Origin of the sequence: Spirillospora sp. NPDC048911 (assembly GCF_043198015.1) — a bacterium.
GTDB lineage: Bacteria > Actinomycetota > Actinomycetes > Streptosporangiales > Streptosporangiaceae > Spirillospora.
Genome location: NZ_JBICUD010000001.1, coordinates 51,903 through 69,062, shown reverse-complemented (window position 1 = coordinate 69,062; position 17,160 = coordinate 51,903). Strand labels below are relative to the sequence as shown.

13 protein-coding genes are annotated in these 17,160 nt (G+C 72.0%); 2 read left to right on the top strand and 11 right to left on the bottom strand.

The window, feature by feature from the left end; genetic code table 11:
- Window positions 1-91: 91 nt before the first annotated feature.
- From ACGFNU_RS00315 to ACGFNU_RS00300, 4 genes are all read right to left on the bottom strand, one after another.
- Complete coding sequence (locus ACGFNU_RS00315) at window positions 92-787, bottom strand: VWA domain-containing protein (RefSeq protein ID WP_392589043.1); 696 nt, start codon at window positions 785-787, stop codon at window positions 92-94.
- Window positions 788-822: 35 nt separating this feature from the next.
- The gene (locus tag ACGFNU_RS00310; protein WP_392589042.1) at window positions 823-2,001 is read right to left on the bottom strand and encodes a hypothetical protein; all 1,179 of its coding nucleotides are present in this window, start codon (window positions 1,999-2,001) and stop codon (window positions 823-825) included.
- The gene (locus tag ACGFNU_RS00305) at window positions 1,998-3,326 is read right to left on the bottom strand and encodes a protein phosphatase 2C domain-containing protein (protein ID WP_392589041.1); all 1,329 of its coding nucleotides are present in this window, start codon (window positions 3,324-3,326) and stop codon (window positions 1,998-2,000) included. The genes ACGFNU_RS00310 and ACGFNU_RS00305 overlap by 4 nt, the downstream gene beginning before the upstream one ends.
- Before the next feature lie 199 nt (window positions 3,327-3,525).
- Window positions 3,526-3,945, bottom strand: a complete 420-nt coding sequence (locus ACGFNU_RS00300; RefSeq protein WP_392589040.1) for a hypothetical protein — start codon at window positions 3,943-3,945, stop codon at window positions 3,526-3,528.
- 175 nt (window positions 3,946-4,120) lie between these two features.
- Here ACGFNU_RS00300 and ACGFNU_RS00295 point away from each other — a divergent pair, with 175 nt between their 5' ends.
- Window positions 4,121-5,152, top strand: a complete 1,032-nt coding sequence (locus ACGFNU_RS00295) for a patatin-like phospholipase family protein (RefSeq protein ID WP_392589039.1) — start codon at window positions 4,121-4,123, stop codon at window positions 5,150-5,152.
- Between the two features lie 10 nt (window positions 5,153-5,162).
- Here the strand turns inward: ACGFNU_RS00295 and ACGFNU_RS00290 are convergent, their stop codons facing one another.
- From ACGFNU_RS00290 to ACGFNU_RS00280, 3 genes are all read right to left on the bottom strand, one after another.
- Window positions 5,163-8,429: an ATP-binding protein gene (locus ACGFNU_RS00290; RefSeq protein ID WP_392589038.1), complete on the bottom strand. Its 3,267-nt coding sequence runs from the start codon at window positions 8,427-8,429 to the stop codon at window positions 5,163-5,165.
- The gene (locus ACGFNU_RS00285; protein WP_392589037.1) at window positions 8,377-9,810 is read right to left on the bottom strand and encodes an oxygenase MpaB family protein; all 1,434 of its coding nucleotides are present in this window, start codon (window positions 9,808-9,810) and stop codon (window positions 8,377-8,379) included. The genes ACGFNU_RS00290 and ACGFNU_RS00285 overlap by 53 nt, the downstream gene beginning before the upstream one ends.
- A 93-nt stretch (window positions 9,811-9,903) precedes the next feature.
- Window positions 9,904-10,620 (bottom strand): Crp/Fnr family transcriptional regulator, encoded by a 717-nt coding sequence (locus tag ACGFNU_RS00280; RefSeq protein WP_392589036.1) that lies wholly within the window; start codon window positions 10,618-10,620, stop codon window positions 9,904-9,906.
- Between the two features lie 130 nt (window positions 10,621-10,750).
- Between ACGFNU_RS00280 and ACGFNU_RS00275 the strand changes: the two genes are divergently transcribed.
- A complete protein-coding gene (locus ACGFNU_RS00275) occupies window positions 10,751-11,347 on the top strand; it encodes an RNA polymerase sigma factor (protein WP_392589035.1) in 597 nt (198 codons plus the stop codon).
- A gap of 26 nt (window positions 11,348-11,373) precedes the next feature.
- On the opposite strand, the gene ACGFNU_RS00270 is transcribed toward ACGFNU_RS00275, so the two are convergent.
- From ACGFNU_RS00270 to ACGFNU_RS00255, 4 genes are all read right to left on the bottom strand, one after another.
- Window positions 11,374-12,705: a hypothetical protein gene (locus tag ACGFNU_RS00270; protein ID WP_392589034.1), complete on the bottom strand. Its 1,332-nt coding sequence runs from the start codon at window positions 12,703-12,705 to the stop codon at window positions 11,374-11,376.
- Window positions 12,706-12,819: 114 nt separating this feature from the next.
- On the bottom strand, window positions 12,820-14,238 hold the full coding sequence (locus ACGFNU_RS00265) for a hypothetical protein (RefSeq protein ID WP_392589033.1): 1,419 nt from the start codon (window positions 14,236-14,238) through the stop codon (window positions 12,820-12,822).
- The gene (locus ACGFNU_RS00260) at window positions 14,235-14,795 is read right to left on the bottom strand and encodes a hypothetical protein (RefSeq protein ID WP_392589032.1); all 561 of its coding nucleotides are present in this window, start codon (window positions 14,793-14,795) and stop codon (window positions 14,235-14,237) included. The genes ACGFNU_RS00265 and ACGFNU_RS00260 overlap by 4 nt, the downstream gene beginning before the upstream one ends.
- Window positions 14,796-15,157: 362 nt before the next feature.
- The gene (locus ACGFNU_RS00255; RefSeq protein ID WP_392589031.1) at window positions 15,158-17,092 is read right to left on the bottom strand and encodes a hypothetical protein; all 1,935 of its coding nucleotides are present in this window, start codon (window positions 17,090-17,092) and stop codon (window positions 15,158-15,160) included.
- Window positions 17,093-17,160 lie beyond the last annotated feature (68 nt).

Below are 17,160 nucleotides of genomic sequence, written 5' to 3'. Positions count from 1 at the left end.
GGGAGCCGAGCACGGTCGTGGCGGTGGCCGTGCCTATCAGCAACCGCGCCTCGTACGGGTGGAGCTGGAGTCGCATGGTGTTCCCGTCCCGTCAGTCCATGTATTCGAGGGGGACGGTGCGGTAGCCCTCGGCCCGGATGGGGATCTGCATCTCGCCCGCCTGCGACGACGCGACCAGCGAGTTCAGCAGGCTGTTGATGGCGGCGGCGAGCGCCGCGTCCTGGTCGGAACTGCCGTCGGCGACGAAGGCGGCCTTGGTGGCGACCTTGCCGAGGACCATCTCGGGGGCCGCGCCGAAGCCGTAGGTGATGACGTGCGGATGCCGGTTCCAGGTGCGGTCGATGAGCCGCTGGAAGGACTGCTCCCAGCCCGGGTCGCTGGGCGCGCCGTCGGTCAGGAAGAACACCGCGGGCCGCAGCACGGCCTTGCCCTGGGCGTTGAGGTCGGCGACGTCGAGGTCGATGCGCTGCCGTACGAGGTCGAACGCCGCCCCGTAGTTGGTGAGCCCGTTGCACATCACCTCGGGCATCGCCGGGACGTACTCCATGTCCGTCATCTCGATCACCACCTGCGGCTGCGTCGAGAACGCGATGATCGACATGTGGGCGAACTCCGAGACGCGCGGGCTCTGGGTGAGGCTCGCGTGCAGCTTGTCGAGCGTGCGGTTCAGCATGTCCTGGTGCGGGAACATCGAGCTGGACACGTCCACCACGAGGTAGGTGGGCAGGCACTTCGGCTTCATCACGTAGGGCTGCCGGTCCTGCGTCATCTGGTACGGATCGGTCACCGTCGGCTCCTTCCCCGAGGGAACGGTGTGGTCGGTCAGCTGCCCTGCACGAGCAGGACGGCCAAAGCGAGTGCGGCGACGAGCACGATGGCGGTGACTACGAGCCACTGCCAGTCGCCGTGCGCGGTGTGGTGGTCGCCGGGGCTCGGCGGCGGCGTCGGCGGCTGGGAGCGCTGCGGCTTCGGCGCGGCCGGAGTGGCAGCGGCGCCGATGAGGACGCGCTGGTCGAAGGTGCCCGTCACCGTGCCCTGGCGCTGGGGGCCCGGCCGTGCGGGCAACGGCAGGCGGGCGGGCTTGAACCGGATGTACGGTCCGCCGTTGAGCACCTGCGCGAGGATCTCGACGCGTGGCCGCCTCGTCCGGTGCTCGGCCAGCAGCGCGTCGAGCAGGACCTCGGCGAACACGCGGTAGGCGGGCACGTCGTCCGGAGTGTCGGCCAGGGTGTGCAGCACCGACGCGAGGTCGCGGCGGCCGGTGAGGCATCGTGCGGTCAGCAGCGCCACCCGGTACCGGTCCGTCGCCGCGTCGGCCGGCGCGTTCGCGGGCGTGAGGGGGTCTTCCCAGTTCGGCTGGTGGATGTTGGGCATCGAGCCGATGCCGCAACCATCGACGTCGATCAGGAAGACCGTCTGATCCTGGCCGCTCCAGAAGGCGTTGGAGTAGGACCAGTCCGAGTAGACCAGGCGATGCTGCTCCAGCACCGCCGCCACGTTCGCGAGGTTGCGGCAGACCCGCCAGCGGTCCTCGGAAGTCGGGGCCCGCATGCCGCGACGCTGGAAGGCCGCGGCCGGGGACGCCAGGAAGTCGATCTCCTGGAAGCGGGAGCCCGCCGGCCCGTTCCCGTTCGGCGCCGGTGTCCCGTTGCCGTTGCCCGTCTGGACGCGGAACCGGTCGGGTGCCGTGGGCAACACGCAGCCGAGGGCCAGTCCGTCCGGGCCGGTGACCCGTGCGACCGGCCATGACGTCTGCTCACGCAGAAGGCTCCGCTGGGTCTCCGCCAACGCGCCGGGCAGGGCGACCAGCGTGTCGAGCCGCTGGGTCTCGGCGGCGTCGAGAGGCGCCTTGTAGAGCTTCACCAGCCAGCCCGGATCGGAACGGAGCGGATGGATGCCGCTGCTCTGGCCCGCCGCCGGGCTGATCGAGCCGTCGACGGCCCCCAGATCGGACCGGCTGACGACGGACGGCAGCGTCCACTCGCCCGTGCCGGCTCTCACGGGGCCCACCGGGAGGGCGTGCCCGCGTCCGGCCAGACCGTCACGGCGGTGCGATCGTCGAGGAACTGCTCGGCGTCGAAGCCGACATGGCCGAGGTACTCCCCGACGGGCGGCGGCTCGGCCCAGTGCTCGGCCAGGAAGGCGGTGGCCTTGCCGATCGTGGCGAGCGCGTCGCCGAACCCGTCGGTGACGAAGGAGATCACGTCGCCCTGGCCGAGACGCACCCAGCGGTGCTCGGCGCACTGCGGGGCGGCCGGGAGCACCGCGCCGGGGGAGTTGCTCTCGATGCCGCCCGCGCCGCCCTTGCGGTCGCCCGCCTGGAACGACCAGCGACCGCCGCCGAGCGTCCACGCGGACACGTCGCCGAGCCAGCCGACCCAGACATCGCGGCTGAGATCGTGCTCCGGATACGCCGGGATCACCGCGACGACCAGCACCGCGGCCACGTCGCCCGGCTCCAGGCCCTGCCTGCTTGCGTCGTTCACCATCTGGTCCGCGACGGTCACGAAGAGCTCCGGCGCGGACAGGACCGGGAGCGGATCCGGGCCCGCCAGCCGGTCGCGCACCGCGTTGACCGCGACGCTGGCGGCCACGGTGGCGCCGCGCTCGGCGTGCGCGCTGCTGGAGACGCCGTCCGCCACGGCGAGCACGAGAAAGCGCCCGTCGTCGTCACGGCCCAGGCGGTACGCGTCCTGCCGGGGCATGGCGGGCTCCTCGCAGCGGTGACCGGGGCCGACGATCGACGCCGCCCGCACCTCCAGGTCGCCGAGCCGGACGGCGTCGGCGGACACCCCGGGATGCACGGGACGGGCGGGCAGCAGCCAGGGCCGGCCGTGCGCGCGCGAACCGCGCGTCCCGAAGAGGGGTGCGATCAGCGATGGACGCGGGCGGGCAGTAGCGGACGGGTCGGGTCGCGTGTCCGTGCCGTCCATCGGCACGGGTCGCCGTGGCCTGGGCGCATGCCGATGCGCCGCCGGCATTCGCCGTGCGTGCGAGCCGGTCGACGCGAACGGGGGCGGCGCCGCGTCGGTGTGCCCGTCCCGGACGTCGCGCAGGTCCCGCATGCGCCGCGGGTCGGGTGGACTCACCCTGCCGGCCTCTTGCCGGCGTGGTGCCTCGGACCATGGCATCGGCTGCGCGCTCGGACGGGCGGACCGCCGGGTGATGAGATCGCAGAAGATCAGTGCGCCGGCGACCACACCGATCACCGCGCAGAATTCGATGACGATCCGGCTGAATGCGCCGCCGCGCGGCGAATGGAGCTGGACCATGGCGAGCACGAGCACCACGCTCGCCCAAAACCCCCGCAGGCGCCCCGTGTACACGGCCTCAATATAACAGTTATCGCCCGACAATTCACACCATTTTTCTGATCCAGAACAATGGATCTTTATTGGACCGCAACAATGGATCTCTTCTCGGTGGAATTGATCTCTCTATGGGAGTGGGCGATGACCTCCGTGCCGGCACGCCTGATCCGGTGCGGGCCCCGCGCGAACGGGCCCGCACCGGCGCGCGAGCGGGTCAGATGGTCACGAACTCGTTGCTGCTCTCGGTGGAGACGACGCCGTTGTTCGCCAGCAGCGTCACGGTGAACCGGTAGGCGTCGCCGGCCGGGAAGTCGGCGGCCCGGACCATGATGTTCTCCTGCTTCGCGTAGCCGGCGTTGTTGCCGAGATCGGTCCAGCCGAACTTGCCGGCGGTGATCGTCTCGGCCAGCTTGCGCCGGGCGAAGGTCGTGGTGCCGCCCGAGGTGGAGGTGGCGCTGATGATGAGGGTGTAGGCGGCCTGGAGGTCACCGAGGTTGTCCCCCGACTCGGCGTTGACCACCAGCTGGAACTCGTTCAGCCGGGTGCCGCCGAGCTCGTTCGGGGTGTTGTCCTGGGCGGCCCCCGGCTTGTTGGTGGTGTAGACCCGGGTCACCTGCACGTCGTTCGTCTGCATGAGCGCTCTCCCCTGTGAATTGCTCATTGTCGGCCCGCCGGTCGGGCGTTGATATCTGTAAGAGCCGCCGACCGCGGCCGCTGATACATCGCGAAGCAAAGACCTTGAGGGATGTATCTGGAGCGAGCCGCGACTGCTCTTTCAGATGAACGCTTAGTGAGGAGCCGGAGAGGACGTGCAGGCTGTGGAAGGCGACATTCTCGTGGCCGCTTCCCGGGTATCGCCCGCGGAGCGGAACGCACGCAGGGCGGATCTCGTGCTGGAGGGCGGCGGGGTCAAGGGCATCGGGCTCGTGGGTGCGATCGGGGCCCTGGAAGCCGGCGGCTGGCGGCTCGGTGAGCCCGCCCGGATCGCCGGAACCTCGGCTGGGGCGATCGTCGGCTCGTTCCTCGCCGCCGGCATTTCAGCGCGGCGAATGGAAAAGGATTTCGACGAACTGGAGCACGAAGACATCCTCGACGCGTCACCGTTCGGCGCGCTGGGCCGAGGCGTCTCGCTGCTGACCCGGCTCGGTCTCTACCGGGGCGACAGGCTGCACCGCTGGATCAGCGATCGGCTGAAGGCCCAGGGCGTCCGGACGTTCGGCGACCTGCGGCTGCGCGACCCCGTCTCGGACCTGCCGCGCGACCGCGCCTACGGGCTCGTGGTGATCGTCTCGGACGTCGGCAGCGGGCACATGGTGCGCCTTCCGTGGGACTTCGCCCGCTACGGGCTGGACGCCGACGAGCAGCCGGTGGCGGACGCCGTCCGTGCCTCGGCGTCGATCCCCGGTGTCTTCCGGCCGGTGCGGATGCGGCTGCCGGGCGGCGCGCGGGCGACGTGCGTGGACGGCGGCCTGCTGTCCAACTATCCGATCACCGTCTTCGACCGCCGGGACACGCTGCGGCCACGCTGGCCGACGTTCGGGATCAAGCTCTCGGCGAGGCCGGCGCCGGGGCGCTGGACGGTGGGCCGTCCGGCGCGGGGGCCGGTCTCCTATGGCCGGGCCCTGGTCCAGACGATGATCGAGGCGCATGACCGGCTCGACCTGGACGAGCCGTCCATCGCGGCGAGGACCGTCTTCGTCGACTCGGCGGGCGTCGGTGCCACCGACTTCCGGCTGTCGCGCGAGGCCCGGGCCGACCTTCACGAGCGGGGTTACAAGGCCGCCGAGAAGTTCCTCACCGACTGGGACTTCGATGCCTATCTCACGAAGTACCGCACGTGACCGCGCCCCGTCACCTCATGCCGTGCTGTTCGAGGCGGCGTTCCAGCAGGACCGCGCCTCTGCCCGCGATCAGGCCGGCGCTGCGCTTCCGAAGGTCGGTGGCGGACGGCACCGGCTCGGTGTGCCCGGCCGTGTCGCCGCGCTCGACCAGGTCCGCCCAGTCCAGCAGCGACTCCGCCATCAGCAACGGCGCCCCGCAATGTCCGTGCACCTCGGCGGCCGCCGCGAAATGGTCGTTCGCGCGTCCCGGATGGCCCCGCGCGACCGACAGGTGGGCGAGGTAGTGGTGGCCGCAGTGATGCCCGACCGCCGACATCCCGAACGTCTCCCCGAACGGGGTGAGCGCGTCGTACAGCGGCCACAGGAGATCGTCGCGGCCCAGCCGGGACGCCGCGTACGCCAGGTTGTCGAGCGCCGGCCGTTGCGCCAGGTCCCGATGCGGCATGACCCCGTGCTGCGCGGCGAGGACGCGGTCGAGGGCCGGTCCCGCCTCGGGGTCGTCCAGCTCGCAGAGGAAGCGCAGGACCGCGTGCACGGGGTCGATCTGCGGGCTTTCGGACGCGTGCCGCAGCCGCCCGCGCAGTTCGCCGAGCCGGCCTTGGAAGCGGCGGATCTCGCTGAGCTGCTCGGCGTGGAAGGCCAGCGCCTCCAGCCGCCGCCCGAGGCCCGTACCGAGTTCGAAGGCCTCCACGGTGGTGCGCTCGGCGCCAGGGATGTCACCCTGGAACAGGGTCATGCTCGTCCGGCACATGACGACGAGCCACACCAGCTGAGGTTGCGCGAGCTGGCGGGCCAACCGCTCCGACTCCTTCAGGTGGGCCGTCACCTGGCTCATGTCGCCTGATTCGAGCAGCGACGGTATCCGCTGGAACGTCGCGTGGAAGAGGGCGAGGTCGTCGCCGGTTCGCAGAGCCGCACGCACCATCTCGTTCCCGTCCTCGGCGCGCCGCTCCAGCGACTCGGCGGGGATGACGGTCAGGCTGCGCAGGCCGAGGACGCGGACGAGCGTCGCCGGATCCGTCGCCTGCCGGGCCAGGGCGATCGCCTCGTCGGCGAGACTGAAGCGGCGGTCGTCGCCGTCCTGGGCCCAGGTGAGCTCGGCCGCGAGCTGGGCGGCCAGCAGTGCCCGCGTCCGCAGGTCGTCCGGGTCGACGAGCGCGCGTGCGCGCGACAGGAGCGCCACCCGGCGATCGTCGACCGTGGCGGTCATGCTGAAGAAGCCGCGATCCTCGGCGACCGCGGCCGCCACGACCAGGTCGGTGCGGCCGCTCTCCTCGGCCAGCGCCGCGGCCTTGGCGAGCGCCGGGCGCGCGGCCGGATCGCCGGCGAGCCACATGGCGCGGCCGCACTCGACCAGCGCCTCGGCCCGCCGCTCCGCCGAGGTGCCCGGATCCTCGTCGAGCAGTTCGAGCCGTCGCCAGCACCACGAGACCGCCTCCTGGTGGGCGAGCCTGGCGAGCGCCTGGCGCGCGGCGAGCCCGGCGGCCTCCGCCGCCTCGGCGACGCGCGCGGGATCATGCCCCTGCCGCGCGGTCGCGAGCAGGTGCGCCGCGATGACGTACGGGCGGGTCTCCATGACCATGGGGTCGGACCGGCGCAGCGCGTCGGCGACCCTCCCGTGCAGCAGGCCGACGCGCGGCCGGGAGAGCGTCTGGTACGCGGCGGACCTGGTCAGCTCATGGGAGAACTGGCACTCGCCCGAGGCGGTCATCGTCACCAGACCCGTCGCCATGACCTCCTCGACGGTGTCGACGAAGGACATCTCGTCGGTGCCGAGCGCGAGCCGCAGCGCCGCCGAGCCCAGCTGTTCGCCGACCGCGAGGAGATTGGCCAGGTGGCGGGCGTCCGGCCCCAGCCGTGCCAGCCGGGCGACCACCATCCGGGTGACGGAGTCGGGCACGGTCAGCCGGTCGAGGTCGCGGCCGCGGATCAGCTCCCGGATCACCTCGCTGACCAGGAACGCGTTGCCGCCGGTGATGGTGTGGAGCCTGGCCGGGTCACCCTCCGCGGCACGGCCGGACGGGTCCGCGACGGCGGTGAGGGCCGCGCTGACGTCGTGGACGCCGAAGGGCTCCACCTGGATGACACGGCTCTCGGCCTCCAGCCGGTGCAGCTCGGCCGCGGCGGGATCGGCGGCGTCGGCCGGCACGGGCCGCGACGTCGCGAGGATCAGCAGGGGAAGCCCCTCGGACTCCCAGATGAGTGCGCGCACCATCGCCAGCGACTCCGGGGTGGCCCACTGCAGATCGTCGATGACCAGCAGGATCGGGCCCACCGAGGCCAGCCGCTCCAGGAACGTGCGGACCGCGGCCGCCAGCTGGTACCGCTCCGAGACCGGCTCGGTCGGGGTCGGCACCGTCAACGACAGCGGCGGCGCGGCGAGCGAGGGGGCCAGCCGCACCAGCTGCCCGCACTGCTGGTCGACGCCCGCGCGCAGCAGCAACTCCGGAACGTCCCGGGCCAGCCGTTCGACGGCGGCGGCGATGGGCTCGTACGCCTGCCGCGCCGGATCGGTGCAGCGCCCGGCCAGCACCGTGAAGCGCCGGTCGGCCGCCCGCTGCGTGATCACCGAGGCGAGGCGGGTCTTCCCGACGCCGGGCTCGCCCTGGAGGATCACCACCCGCGGCCCGGTCTCGCTCGCCGCGAGATCGGCGGCCAGCTTGGCGATCTCACGTTCGCGGCCTATGAACGGCAGGACATGGCCGACGTCCAGCCACGGGACCGGCCGGACGCGCCGCTCACCGGCCGCGTTCCGCCACAACAACTCGTAGGCGCGGAGCGGCCGGGGCAGACCCTTGGCGGGCAGGCGCCCGACGTAGGCGAACTCGTGGCCGCTGCGTCCCTGCGCGAGCCGCCGGACCAGCTCGGTGCACAGCACCTGCCCGCCGTCGGCCTGGTCGACCAGCCGGGCGGCCTCGACGGTGGGCAGGCCGCTGACGTCGTCCTCGTCCCAGCGGACGTCGCCGACGCTGAGGGCCGCGCGGACGGCGATCGGCGCGGGGGCCCGCTCGTTCTCCTCGACGATGGCCCGCTGCACGGCCGTGACCGCGTCCAGGCCCGCGGTCGCGGACTCGAACACGGCCATCAGGCCGTCGCCGAGGCTCTTGGTGAACACCGCCCCGGCGGCCGTGGTGACACGACGCAGCAACTGGTAGATGCGGCCGAAGTGGCCGTCGGCGAGCTCCTCCCCGAGGCGGGCCCTGGTGCTGCTGGATTCGACGAGATCAGTGAACAGAAGGGTGGCGGTGGTCAGCGTTCCGGGTGCGGGGGGACCCATGGCGACGCTCCTCCTCCTCGCGTCCGGTCAGGCGTTCGCCTGGTCGTTGGTCTGGTGGTTCGTACGGGTCGGCCGCCGCCGTGGCGGCCTGGCCGCCGGAGTGCCGCAGCGCCGTGCGGACCTTGCCGCGCACCTGCCGGCGCTTCTCGCGGACGTGCCGGGCCACGGGCCGCTGCCGGAGCCGCCAGCGGCGGGCCAGCTCGGCGGGGATCTCGAACGGGACGGGATCCCCGGCGAAGCGGTCGGCATAGGTGATCACCACGGCCCGGCCGAGCCTGCGGATCAGCCGGCGGGCGACGGGGCGCAGCGGATCGGGCAGCCAGGAGAAGCGCTGCGCCGCGGCGGCGGTCGCGAACAGCGGCGCCGACCACCAGGCGGGACGCGGCACCCCGAGCAGCGCGGGCACCACGTCGACGCCCTCGCCGGTCCCCTTGAACAGCCAGTGGATCAGGCTTCTGGGCAGCTTGCGCCACCCGAGGACCATGAACTCCTCCATCTCCTCCAGGAGTGCGGCCATGAGCTGTCGCCCCTCGCGGGTGGGCTCGAACAGGCCGTCCAGCCGGGCCCGAATGGTCTTCAGTTCGTCGAGGGCGAGCGGGCCCTCCCGGCAGGCCTCGACGCCCATGAGGTGGCCGAAGACGCTCCAGGTGTAGAGGTTGGCCGCCCGGTCGTCCTCGCTCAGCGTGATGCCCATGCGCTCCATGACCTTCCAGGTCACGAGCGAGAAGTCGAGCAGGGTGGCGAGCAGGAGCTCCTGGTTGACCGGGGGACCGTACGCGGCGGAGTCCCAGGCCCGAGGCCCGTCGAGATCGAGGACGAGCGCCCGGATGCAGGAGTGCAGGAGCCGCAGGCCGATCGCGTTCCCGTACCCGCGGCCGCCGTGGGCCAGGGAAGGGAGCTCTCCCTCGGCGGGACCGCGCATGCCCATGACGTTGATCAGCATCTGCCCGGTCTGGGCGATCCTGCGGCTCACGTTGCCGTTGGCCAGGTCGGACGAGCAGACCAGCACCTTGGCGCCGGCGGGAGCCGCGTACGCCAGCGGGAGGCAGGCGAAGAACAGGGCGACCGACTGGTAGAGGCCGTGGTCATTGAACACGCGCTGGCCGCGTTCGATCCGGGCACCGTCGCCGCCCCAGGAAGGGAGCGCGTCGCCGGTGGCGAGCTCGCCCAGTGCCCCGGTGAATCCGGTGGGCTCCGCGTGCAATTCCTTGAACAGGGCGCCCAGCAGAGCGGCCGGTGAGCGGAGCTCGGGATGAGCCCGGCGGTATTCGGCGACTGCTTCGTCGATCTCCGGATCGGCCATCGCCCGCAACCGCCGGAATTCTGCCTCGGTCCAGCGCGTCGCGCCACGGGCACCGCGCGTCTCGGCTTGGTCATGCATGACGTCACCCCACGTATTCGTCTGCATTATGAGCCCCGTTATCCCAGGAGCATCATCAGTGCTATTGCCGATAAAGGAAATGGCGGAGGAAAGTCACGGCACGCTGCGGCGACGGAGCTCCGCGGTATTCAGGAGCACGATGGTGCGTCCATTGATCTCGATGATCCTGCGGGCGGCGAGTGCGCTCAGGGCGCGGTTGACGGCGGGCCGGGACGCGCCCACGTACGCGGCGAGATCCGACTGGGTGAACGCCCGGTCGAGGACCGTGCCCCCGGCGTCGCCGTGCTTGCCGGCGAGATGGAGGAGCACCTTGGCCAGCCGCCCGCCGAGGTCGAGGAAGGCCATGTCCGCGGTGCGTTCGGTGAGGCGCCGGACCAGGGCGCCGAGGCCGTGGAGGAACTCGTCCGCCACCGCCGGGTGATCGTGCATCAGCGCCAGCAGCTGCGCCCGCGACAGCGAGAAGAGCCAGGCCGTCTCCACGACGACGATCGACGCCGAGCGCGGCCCCCCGTCGAGGACGGACAGCTCGCCGAAGGTCTCCGCGCTGCCCAGTGTGTCGAGCACGACCTCGTCCCCGTGCGGCGTCGCGAAGACGACCTTGACCAGGCCGTCGAGGACGGCGAAGAGGCGGTCGCCGGGATCGCCCTGGTGGACGATGATCTGGCCCACGCCGTGCCGGCGCGGGAGCCCGGCCCGCGCCAGGGCCTCGATGCCGTCCGCGTCGAGAACGGCGAACAGCGGGATCTCCGCCAGGACTTTGACGATCAGCCGCGTGACCTCGGGAGAAATGATCCCAGGCACGCTGTTCACGCGCCTTTCCATACGCGCACTCTAAACCTGCCACGGTATTTCCGCCTCTCTTTAAGGCTGTGCTCTGGATGACAGCGCCGGTGTGCCCGCGCGAACTGCGCCGCCGCCGCTCCGGCCGGATCGTCTTCGCATGACGACCTCACTGGCCGAGGACTGGGACCACGAAGTGATCGCGCTGGTTTCGGCGGCCCGCAATGGCGATGGTGACGCGTGGCGGCGTTTGGTGGAGAACTACAGCGGGATGCTGCGTTCCCGGATCAGGCGCTTCCGGCTCGGTAACGAAGACGCGCAGGATGTGATCCAGACGACGTGGCTGCTGGCATTGCAGAACCTGCACCGGCTGGAACAGGAGAAACGGCTGGGAGGATGGTTGACGACCATCGCCATTCGAGAGTCGATGAAACTCCTGAGACGGTCCAAAGAGATCAGCACCGACGACCTCGACGCCGTCGACCGGCCCGACGCCGACGCGGGCATGGCGTCCGTCGACCGCCGGCTGGACGGCGCCTGGCTGAGCGTCGCCGTCGCCGAGGCCGCCGCCGAGCTTCCGCCCCGGCAACGCCAGCTGCTCACGATGCTCGCCGAACGGCCCGAGCTGCACTACGTCGACCTGGCACGGGAGCTCGGCCGCCCGATCGGGAGCATCGGCCCGTCCCGCGCCCGGTGCCTGACGCGGCTCCGGGGCCTGCTCACCGAACGCGGCGTCACCCCGGATCTTCTGGACTGACGCGCTCTCCTCGACTGACGGGCACCTCAAGCCTGCCTCCCGCAGCGTCCACCGGCGTCTCCGCACAGTTCGCCGTCGATCCCGCAGCACAGCAGGGCTTCGGGCCCGGCCTCCGGTCTGAGCGTGCGCCGGTGGACGCACCCGGTCAGGTCGAATCCGGCCAGCGCCGCCGCGTCGGGGTCGGAACGGAACGGCGACCGGTAGCGCTGACGGGCGATCAGTCCCCGGACACCGCGTCCGGCCGCCGCCCGCCGCGCGTTCTCCTTCTGCAGCCACTCCTGATAGGGCTCGGGGACGTGGCCCTCGTCCATCTCCGCCTCGAGTTCGTCCAGCTTGTCCGAGGTGAACGGGGGATCGAAGAGCTCCGGCACGTTCGCGTACATCCGGAAGTACGCGACGATGAACCGCATCCGGTCGTCGAAGCTCAGCCAGTTGCCGACACCTGCCGTCGCCCGGTCGAAGTCCGAGGGCAGGAACCGGTCGACGAGCTCGCGCACCTCCAGGTCCTGGATCGGTGCCCAGACCGTCTCGGGAGCCGCGCCCTTCGGCGGGGGAAGCGGCCTGCCGAGCTGGATCCTGCCGACCGGGGTGCGCATCACCATCAGCCGGCTCGTGTAGAACCGCACCCACCACCGCTCGGCCTTGCGCGCGGGCCAGGCCAGCTCCGCGTGCGGCGCGGTGTAGATCGCGAGCCGGTGGAACGGGCGTCGCCTCAGCGCGCACCACAACCAGCGCCACGAACCTTGCAGCAACCACCGCGGAGGCCGGTTCAGGACCAGCTCCAGCAGCCGCTGCGCACGTTGCTGCTCGTAGGCGACCAGCGCGATGTTGGCCCCGAGGACGAACTCCGCCCTCTCCGGGCCGGTGGCGTTCCTGGCCTTGGTGAACAGCCGCACGACCGCGTCGAGGAACTCCTCCTCCGCGGGCGCGAGCAGGGCCGACAGGAACTCCGGCCGCCGGACGAAGTCCCCGGTCTCGTCGACGCGGATCAGGTAGTCGTCGTCCGCGTCCCAGAGCTCGGCGGCGAGGCTGCCCATCTCCAGGAAGATCGCACGGTTGGCCAACGCGAGCGCCAGCGGATAGCTGGGCCCCAGCAGAGCGAGGAACACGCGCCGGAACGGCCTCCGAAGCCAGACCGGCACGTTCAGCCGTGCCGCCACATCGCCCAGGAAGCACGACCCGGGCGACAGGTCGAGGTTCTCGGAGACGGCCTTGGACGCCCACACCGCGTAGCAGTACCAGTTGTTGACGTCGCGCCCCAGGTGGCGGGCCAGGTCGAGCGCCAGCCGGTGATAGGAGAACGCGATGACCTCTGCTTCATGGGAGGGCCGCCGGTCCGGGTGGACCGCGACCTTCACGATGTCATCCACTGACAACGGCCTGTAGGACCGCGATCGATCCATCTCCGAGCCCCCTCTGCCGACCGTGCTGCCGATGTACGGAAAGAGCGCGCGGAGCCGCCGTCTGATACCTCACGGCAGCGCCGCGCGAACGATGGTGAGTACCGAGGCCGCCAGCAGCACGGCCGTCCCCGCCGCCAGCAGACCGGCCTTGGGCCCGGCCGTGCGGGCCCGGAGCATGGCCAGCGCGCTGATGCTGAACGCCAGACCGGCGAAGAGAATGGCCACGGTCATGTGGTTGTTGCGCCCCGACGCCTTGTCGGCGGCGGCGAGCTGCTCGCCCTGGCGGCGCAGGCCGGCCTTCCACTCGGCGGGCGAGGCCCCGATGAGCGCCCGCGTCACCGGATCGACGCCGTCCTCGGGGCCGGGTGCCCTGCTCATCGCGGCGACGATCTGCCCGAGCTTCGCGCCGCTGTCCCGGTCCGCGTGCGCGAGGGCCTCCTGCTGAGCCGCGAGCACCGCGTCCTGGGTGTCGAGATTGACGTACTCGCGGGTGGCGGCCTTGAGGTCGTGCGTCAGGACGAGTCGCCGGCTTTCCCGTTGGAACGCGTCCAGCGCGCCGCTGGCCTGGATCTCCGCGGTGACGCGGGTGCCCTCGCGCGCCGCCAGCGCCTGGGCGCGTTGTTCCTGGTTGCCGAAGTAGAGCTGGGGAGCGACGAGCACCGTGAACAGGATCCAGGCGATGTTCGTGAGCCACATCAGCCGCCGATGGGCGTCACGGGAAGCCGGCATGGGCGGGATCTCGTCCAGCTCCTCTTCCCCGCCGCCGCTTGCACCGTCGCCGTCGCCGTCGCCGTCGCCCTCGTCGCCGTGCTCTTCGCGCCGGTCGCCTTCGGCGTTCTCGCCGTTCCGGCTCCGTCGCCGCGGCAGGAGCTGCATCAGGTAGTAGTAGGCGAGCAGCGGAACGGCGACCGTCGCGCAGAGCGCCGCCCATCGAGCCTTGCGATCACCGGTGCGGAGGGCCTCGTCCGGGTCCAGCCGGACCAGCTCGGGGTTCGCCGCCCGCGTGGCCGCGAGCCGGCGCTGGATGTCGTAGGAGCCGTCCGCGCGACGGTAGGCGTCCCCGTCGAGCAACGTGCCCTTGCCCTTCTCCGCGAATCGCAGTTGCCAGACGTACTGCCGTTCGGAGGCCGCCTCGATCCGTTCGAGCGCCCCGTCGTCGCCGCGCATGCCGGCGTCCAGTTCGAGCCATCCGGCGCGCGCCTCCGCGACGGCGACCCGCACCGCCTGCGGCGCCTCGGCGCCGTAGACGAAGGTGATGTCCTCGACGGCCGCCGCCGAGCGCTTCGTCTCCTGCCGGGTCATGCTCTGCCACTCGCCGGTCGCCTGCCCGGTGAGGATCGCGCTCGCCGCGACCCCGAGCGCGATGAGTCCCGTCACCACGAGCTGGCGCCAGTTCGCCCGCGCGACGCGTGACCCCGACCGCACGATCCGGCCCGCCCGGCGGCCCACCGCGCGGGCCGCCCGGCGGGCCGTCGCGAGTGCGGTCATTGCCGGTCGTAGGTGATCGTGTTGCCGTCGGAGCCCGTCATGGTGAGGACGGATCCGGAGAGCGACCACGTGTAGTTCTCGATCTCCTTGCGCGCGGCCCGGGTGTAGCTGCGGCTCGGATCGTCGGGATCCTTGAGCGTGTGCGTTCCCGCGACCGGCCGGAGGGTGAGCTGGTCGCCGTCGACCTCGGCGGTGCCTCTGACCTGGATGCGGAACTCGAAGAGACCGCCCTTGCGGGGCTGCGTGAGGATGGAGACGTTGGCGTAGCCGCCGTCAGAGGAGAAGCGGTAGACGATCGTCGCGTTCCCCTCGCTGCTCTCCCAGGTGCCGACCATCCCCGCAGGCAGCGAGCCCGAGGTGCCGGGCGTCGAAGGAGACTCCGTCGCGGGTGACGTGCTCGGCGGAGACGGGTCCGGTGGTACGGGCGAAGTCGGAGGTGTCGTCACCGGCACGGATGACGAGGACGGCGGCGCCGGAGTGTCGCCCCCGTCGCCGCACCCGGCGTACGCCAGGCCGACCAGCAACAAGGTCGTCGCCAGAATCACAGGCCTGTTCACAAGGCCTCCCCGAATGCTCTGAGCGGCAGATCTGCCCAAAGCATGCGCGGCGGCCGCGCCAGGCCGCGACAGGGAGAGCCCTAGGGAGAACCAGCGCGGGCCCGGGGTTCTCCCTGGGTCCTGGACGCATGATGGCTCGTCACCTCATGACGTCACCATGCCATTGGACACTCTGGCGGCTCGTCCATGCCGCCGTCCTGGCTCGCGAGGGTTCACCCCAGGGAAGTCCCTGGGGTGAACTCTGGGGCGATCCGGTGACTCTTCCTGCTGTGATCCGAGGCGGGGACGTATTTTTCGCCGGTTCGATCCCGTCTTTGACAGTGGTGGGCCGCAGCACACGGGGGCGTTGCGGCCCACCAGCGTCAGGCCGGCCGGTAGCAGCAGTGCCGGCCGGTCTGGACGGCGGCGCGCAGTTCGGCGCCGAGGTCCGGGTCGGCGGCGGCGACCCGGTCCAGGGCACGCCGGATGGCCTTGCCCACGGCGATGCGGGCGCGTTCGGCCCCGTCGGCGAACCGCCGCGTTCGCCCGGCCAGCCCGGCGGTGGCGGCCAGCTCGGCGACCAGCCAGTCGCGTTCGGTGGTGGCGGCCGTGGCGCGTACGGTGTCCCCGGCCAGCTCGTACTCGTCGATGTCGGCCTGGAGCTGGTCCAGCCGCTGCCGGTACTGGCGTTTGGCCTGGTCGTCGAGGATCGGCTGGGCCGAGTCGCCGGGCAGCGGTGTCTCCGCTCCGGCGGCGAGGTCGATGGCGGCGATGTCGGTCCCCGGATTCGCCAGGAGCACCGCCAGATGGCGCATGCCCACGCAGTCCTCGACCTGGACCGTCCGGCCGCCCAGCGTGATCCGCCAGTGGCGCCCATGCCGTACGCAGTGCGCGGCGGTGTCCCGCTCGGCCGTGACCGGGGCGGGTTCGTCCGGTGCGACGGGCAACCGCATGCCCATCGCCGCCGCCTCCTGGGCGGCGAGCGCGAGTTCCCGCCGGGCCGTCTCGTCGTGCGCGCCGTCGCGGCAGGCGAGCGCCTGGCCGAGCCGCATCCGCGACAGGGTGACGGCGGGCCAGTGGCCGAGCGCCAGGTTGGCGCTGACGGCCTCGTCCAGGTGCGTGATCGCGCGGTCCACGTCGCCGGCGGTCAGCGCGGCCAGCCCCAGGCTGTGCTGGACGGAGCCCATGCAGGTGATCGCGAGGCTGGCGACCACGGGCAGCTGGGCGTACGGGGTGAGCAGGGCGTAGGCGCGCTCGGCCGTCTCGGCGTCCTGCAGGAGGTACGCGGTCTCCACCACGCAGTACATCGTGAGCAGCCAGCTGCTCGACCGGGGCAGGTCGGCCAGGTCCCGGCCGCGGAGGCGGGCCAGGGCGCCCGCCGCCACCCGCGTGTCCCCGGCGGTGGCCGCGGCGAGCGCCAGCCCGGCGACGCTGGAGAAGTCGATCACGCTCATCTCCGCGGAGTCGACCAGCTCCGCGAACCGCGGGGCGAACTCGCCGACGCGACCCTGGTACCAGCGGAGGGTGCCGAGCTGCCCGGCGTACCAGCCGGTGCTGTTCACGTCCCCGGCCGCGGCGCCCCGCTCCGCGCAGTCGGCCGCCAGGGCCTCGGCCTCCTCGAACCGGCCGGCCCGGATGGCGACCATCACCTCCATCGCGCGGAAGGCGTAGCCCACCATGCGGTGATCGCTCGCAGCCAGCAGGCCGCGCAGCTCCTCCATGCGGCGCAGCGCGTGCGGCTCGCCCGCCAGGAACAGGTCGACGGTCTGCCAGAGCAAGCCCATCAGCAGATCGAAGTGGCGACCGGTACCGGCCGCCTCGTCGATGAGCTCCTGGGCGAGCCGGAGCCGGAGCGCGCCGTGCTCGGGCCCCATGACGCACAGGTGGGCCAGGGTCAGCGCCTCGGCCAGCGGCACCGGATCCCCGGCGTCGCGCGCCTCCTCGACCAGGGCGAGCGCCGCCGCGTGACCGCCCGTCCGGTAGTCCTCCTCGCCGGCCAGCCTGATGCGCAGCCGCAGCGCCAGCACCGACTGCGGATCGATGCGGCGGAGCGCCTCCCGCTGGCGCACCCGGATCGCCGCCGCCTCCAGCGTCGTCCTGTGCTCGTGCAGCCGCAGCCCGCCGAGCCCCAGGGCCGCCCGTCCCATCGCGGGGCCGTTCGCGCGGTGCGCGGCCTCGCGGTGCGCGGCGTGAAACCATTCCCGGCTGGCCCGCAGGTCGCCGTCCACCAGCAGGGCCCGCTCCCCGGCGAGCAGCAGCCCCTCGACGTCGTCTTCCTCCGCCGTGAGGCGCTGCTCCTGTTCCCATGACACTGTCACCGGCCAAACCCCCGTCTGCCAGCTCTCTGTGAACGTGTTTATTGGGACACGGACGCTACTACTTGAGG

Bases quoted from the DNA above. Each gene is read 5' to 3' on its own strand.
- ACGFNU_RS00300 (WP_392589040.1), bottom strand. From the start codon at position 3,945: ATGCAGACGAACGACGTGCAGGTGACCCGGGTCTACACCACCAACAAG.
- ACGFNU_RS00290 (WP_392589038.1), bottom strand. From the start codon at position 8,429: ATGGGTCCCCCCGCACCCGGAACGCTGACCACCGCCACCCTTCTGTTC.
- ACGFNU_RS00285 (WP_392589037.1), bottom strand. From the start codon at position 9,810: ATGCATGACCAAGCCGAGACGCGCGGTGCCCGTGGCGCGACGCGCTGG.
- ACGFNU_RS00275 (WP_392589035.1), top strand. From the start codon at position 10,751: ATGACGACCTCACTGGCCGAGGACTGGGACCACGAAGTGATCGCGCTG.
- ACGFNU_RS00265 (WP_392589033.1), bottom strand. From the start codon at position 14,238: ATGACCGCACTCGCGACGGCCCGCCGGGCGGCCCGCGCGGTGGGCCGC.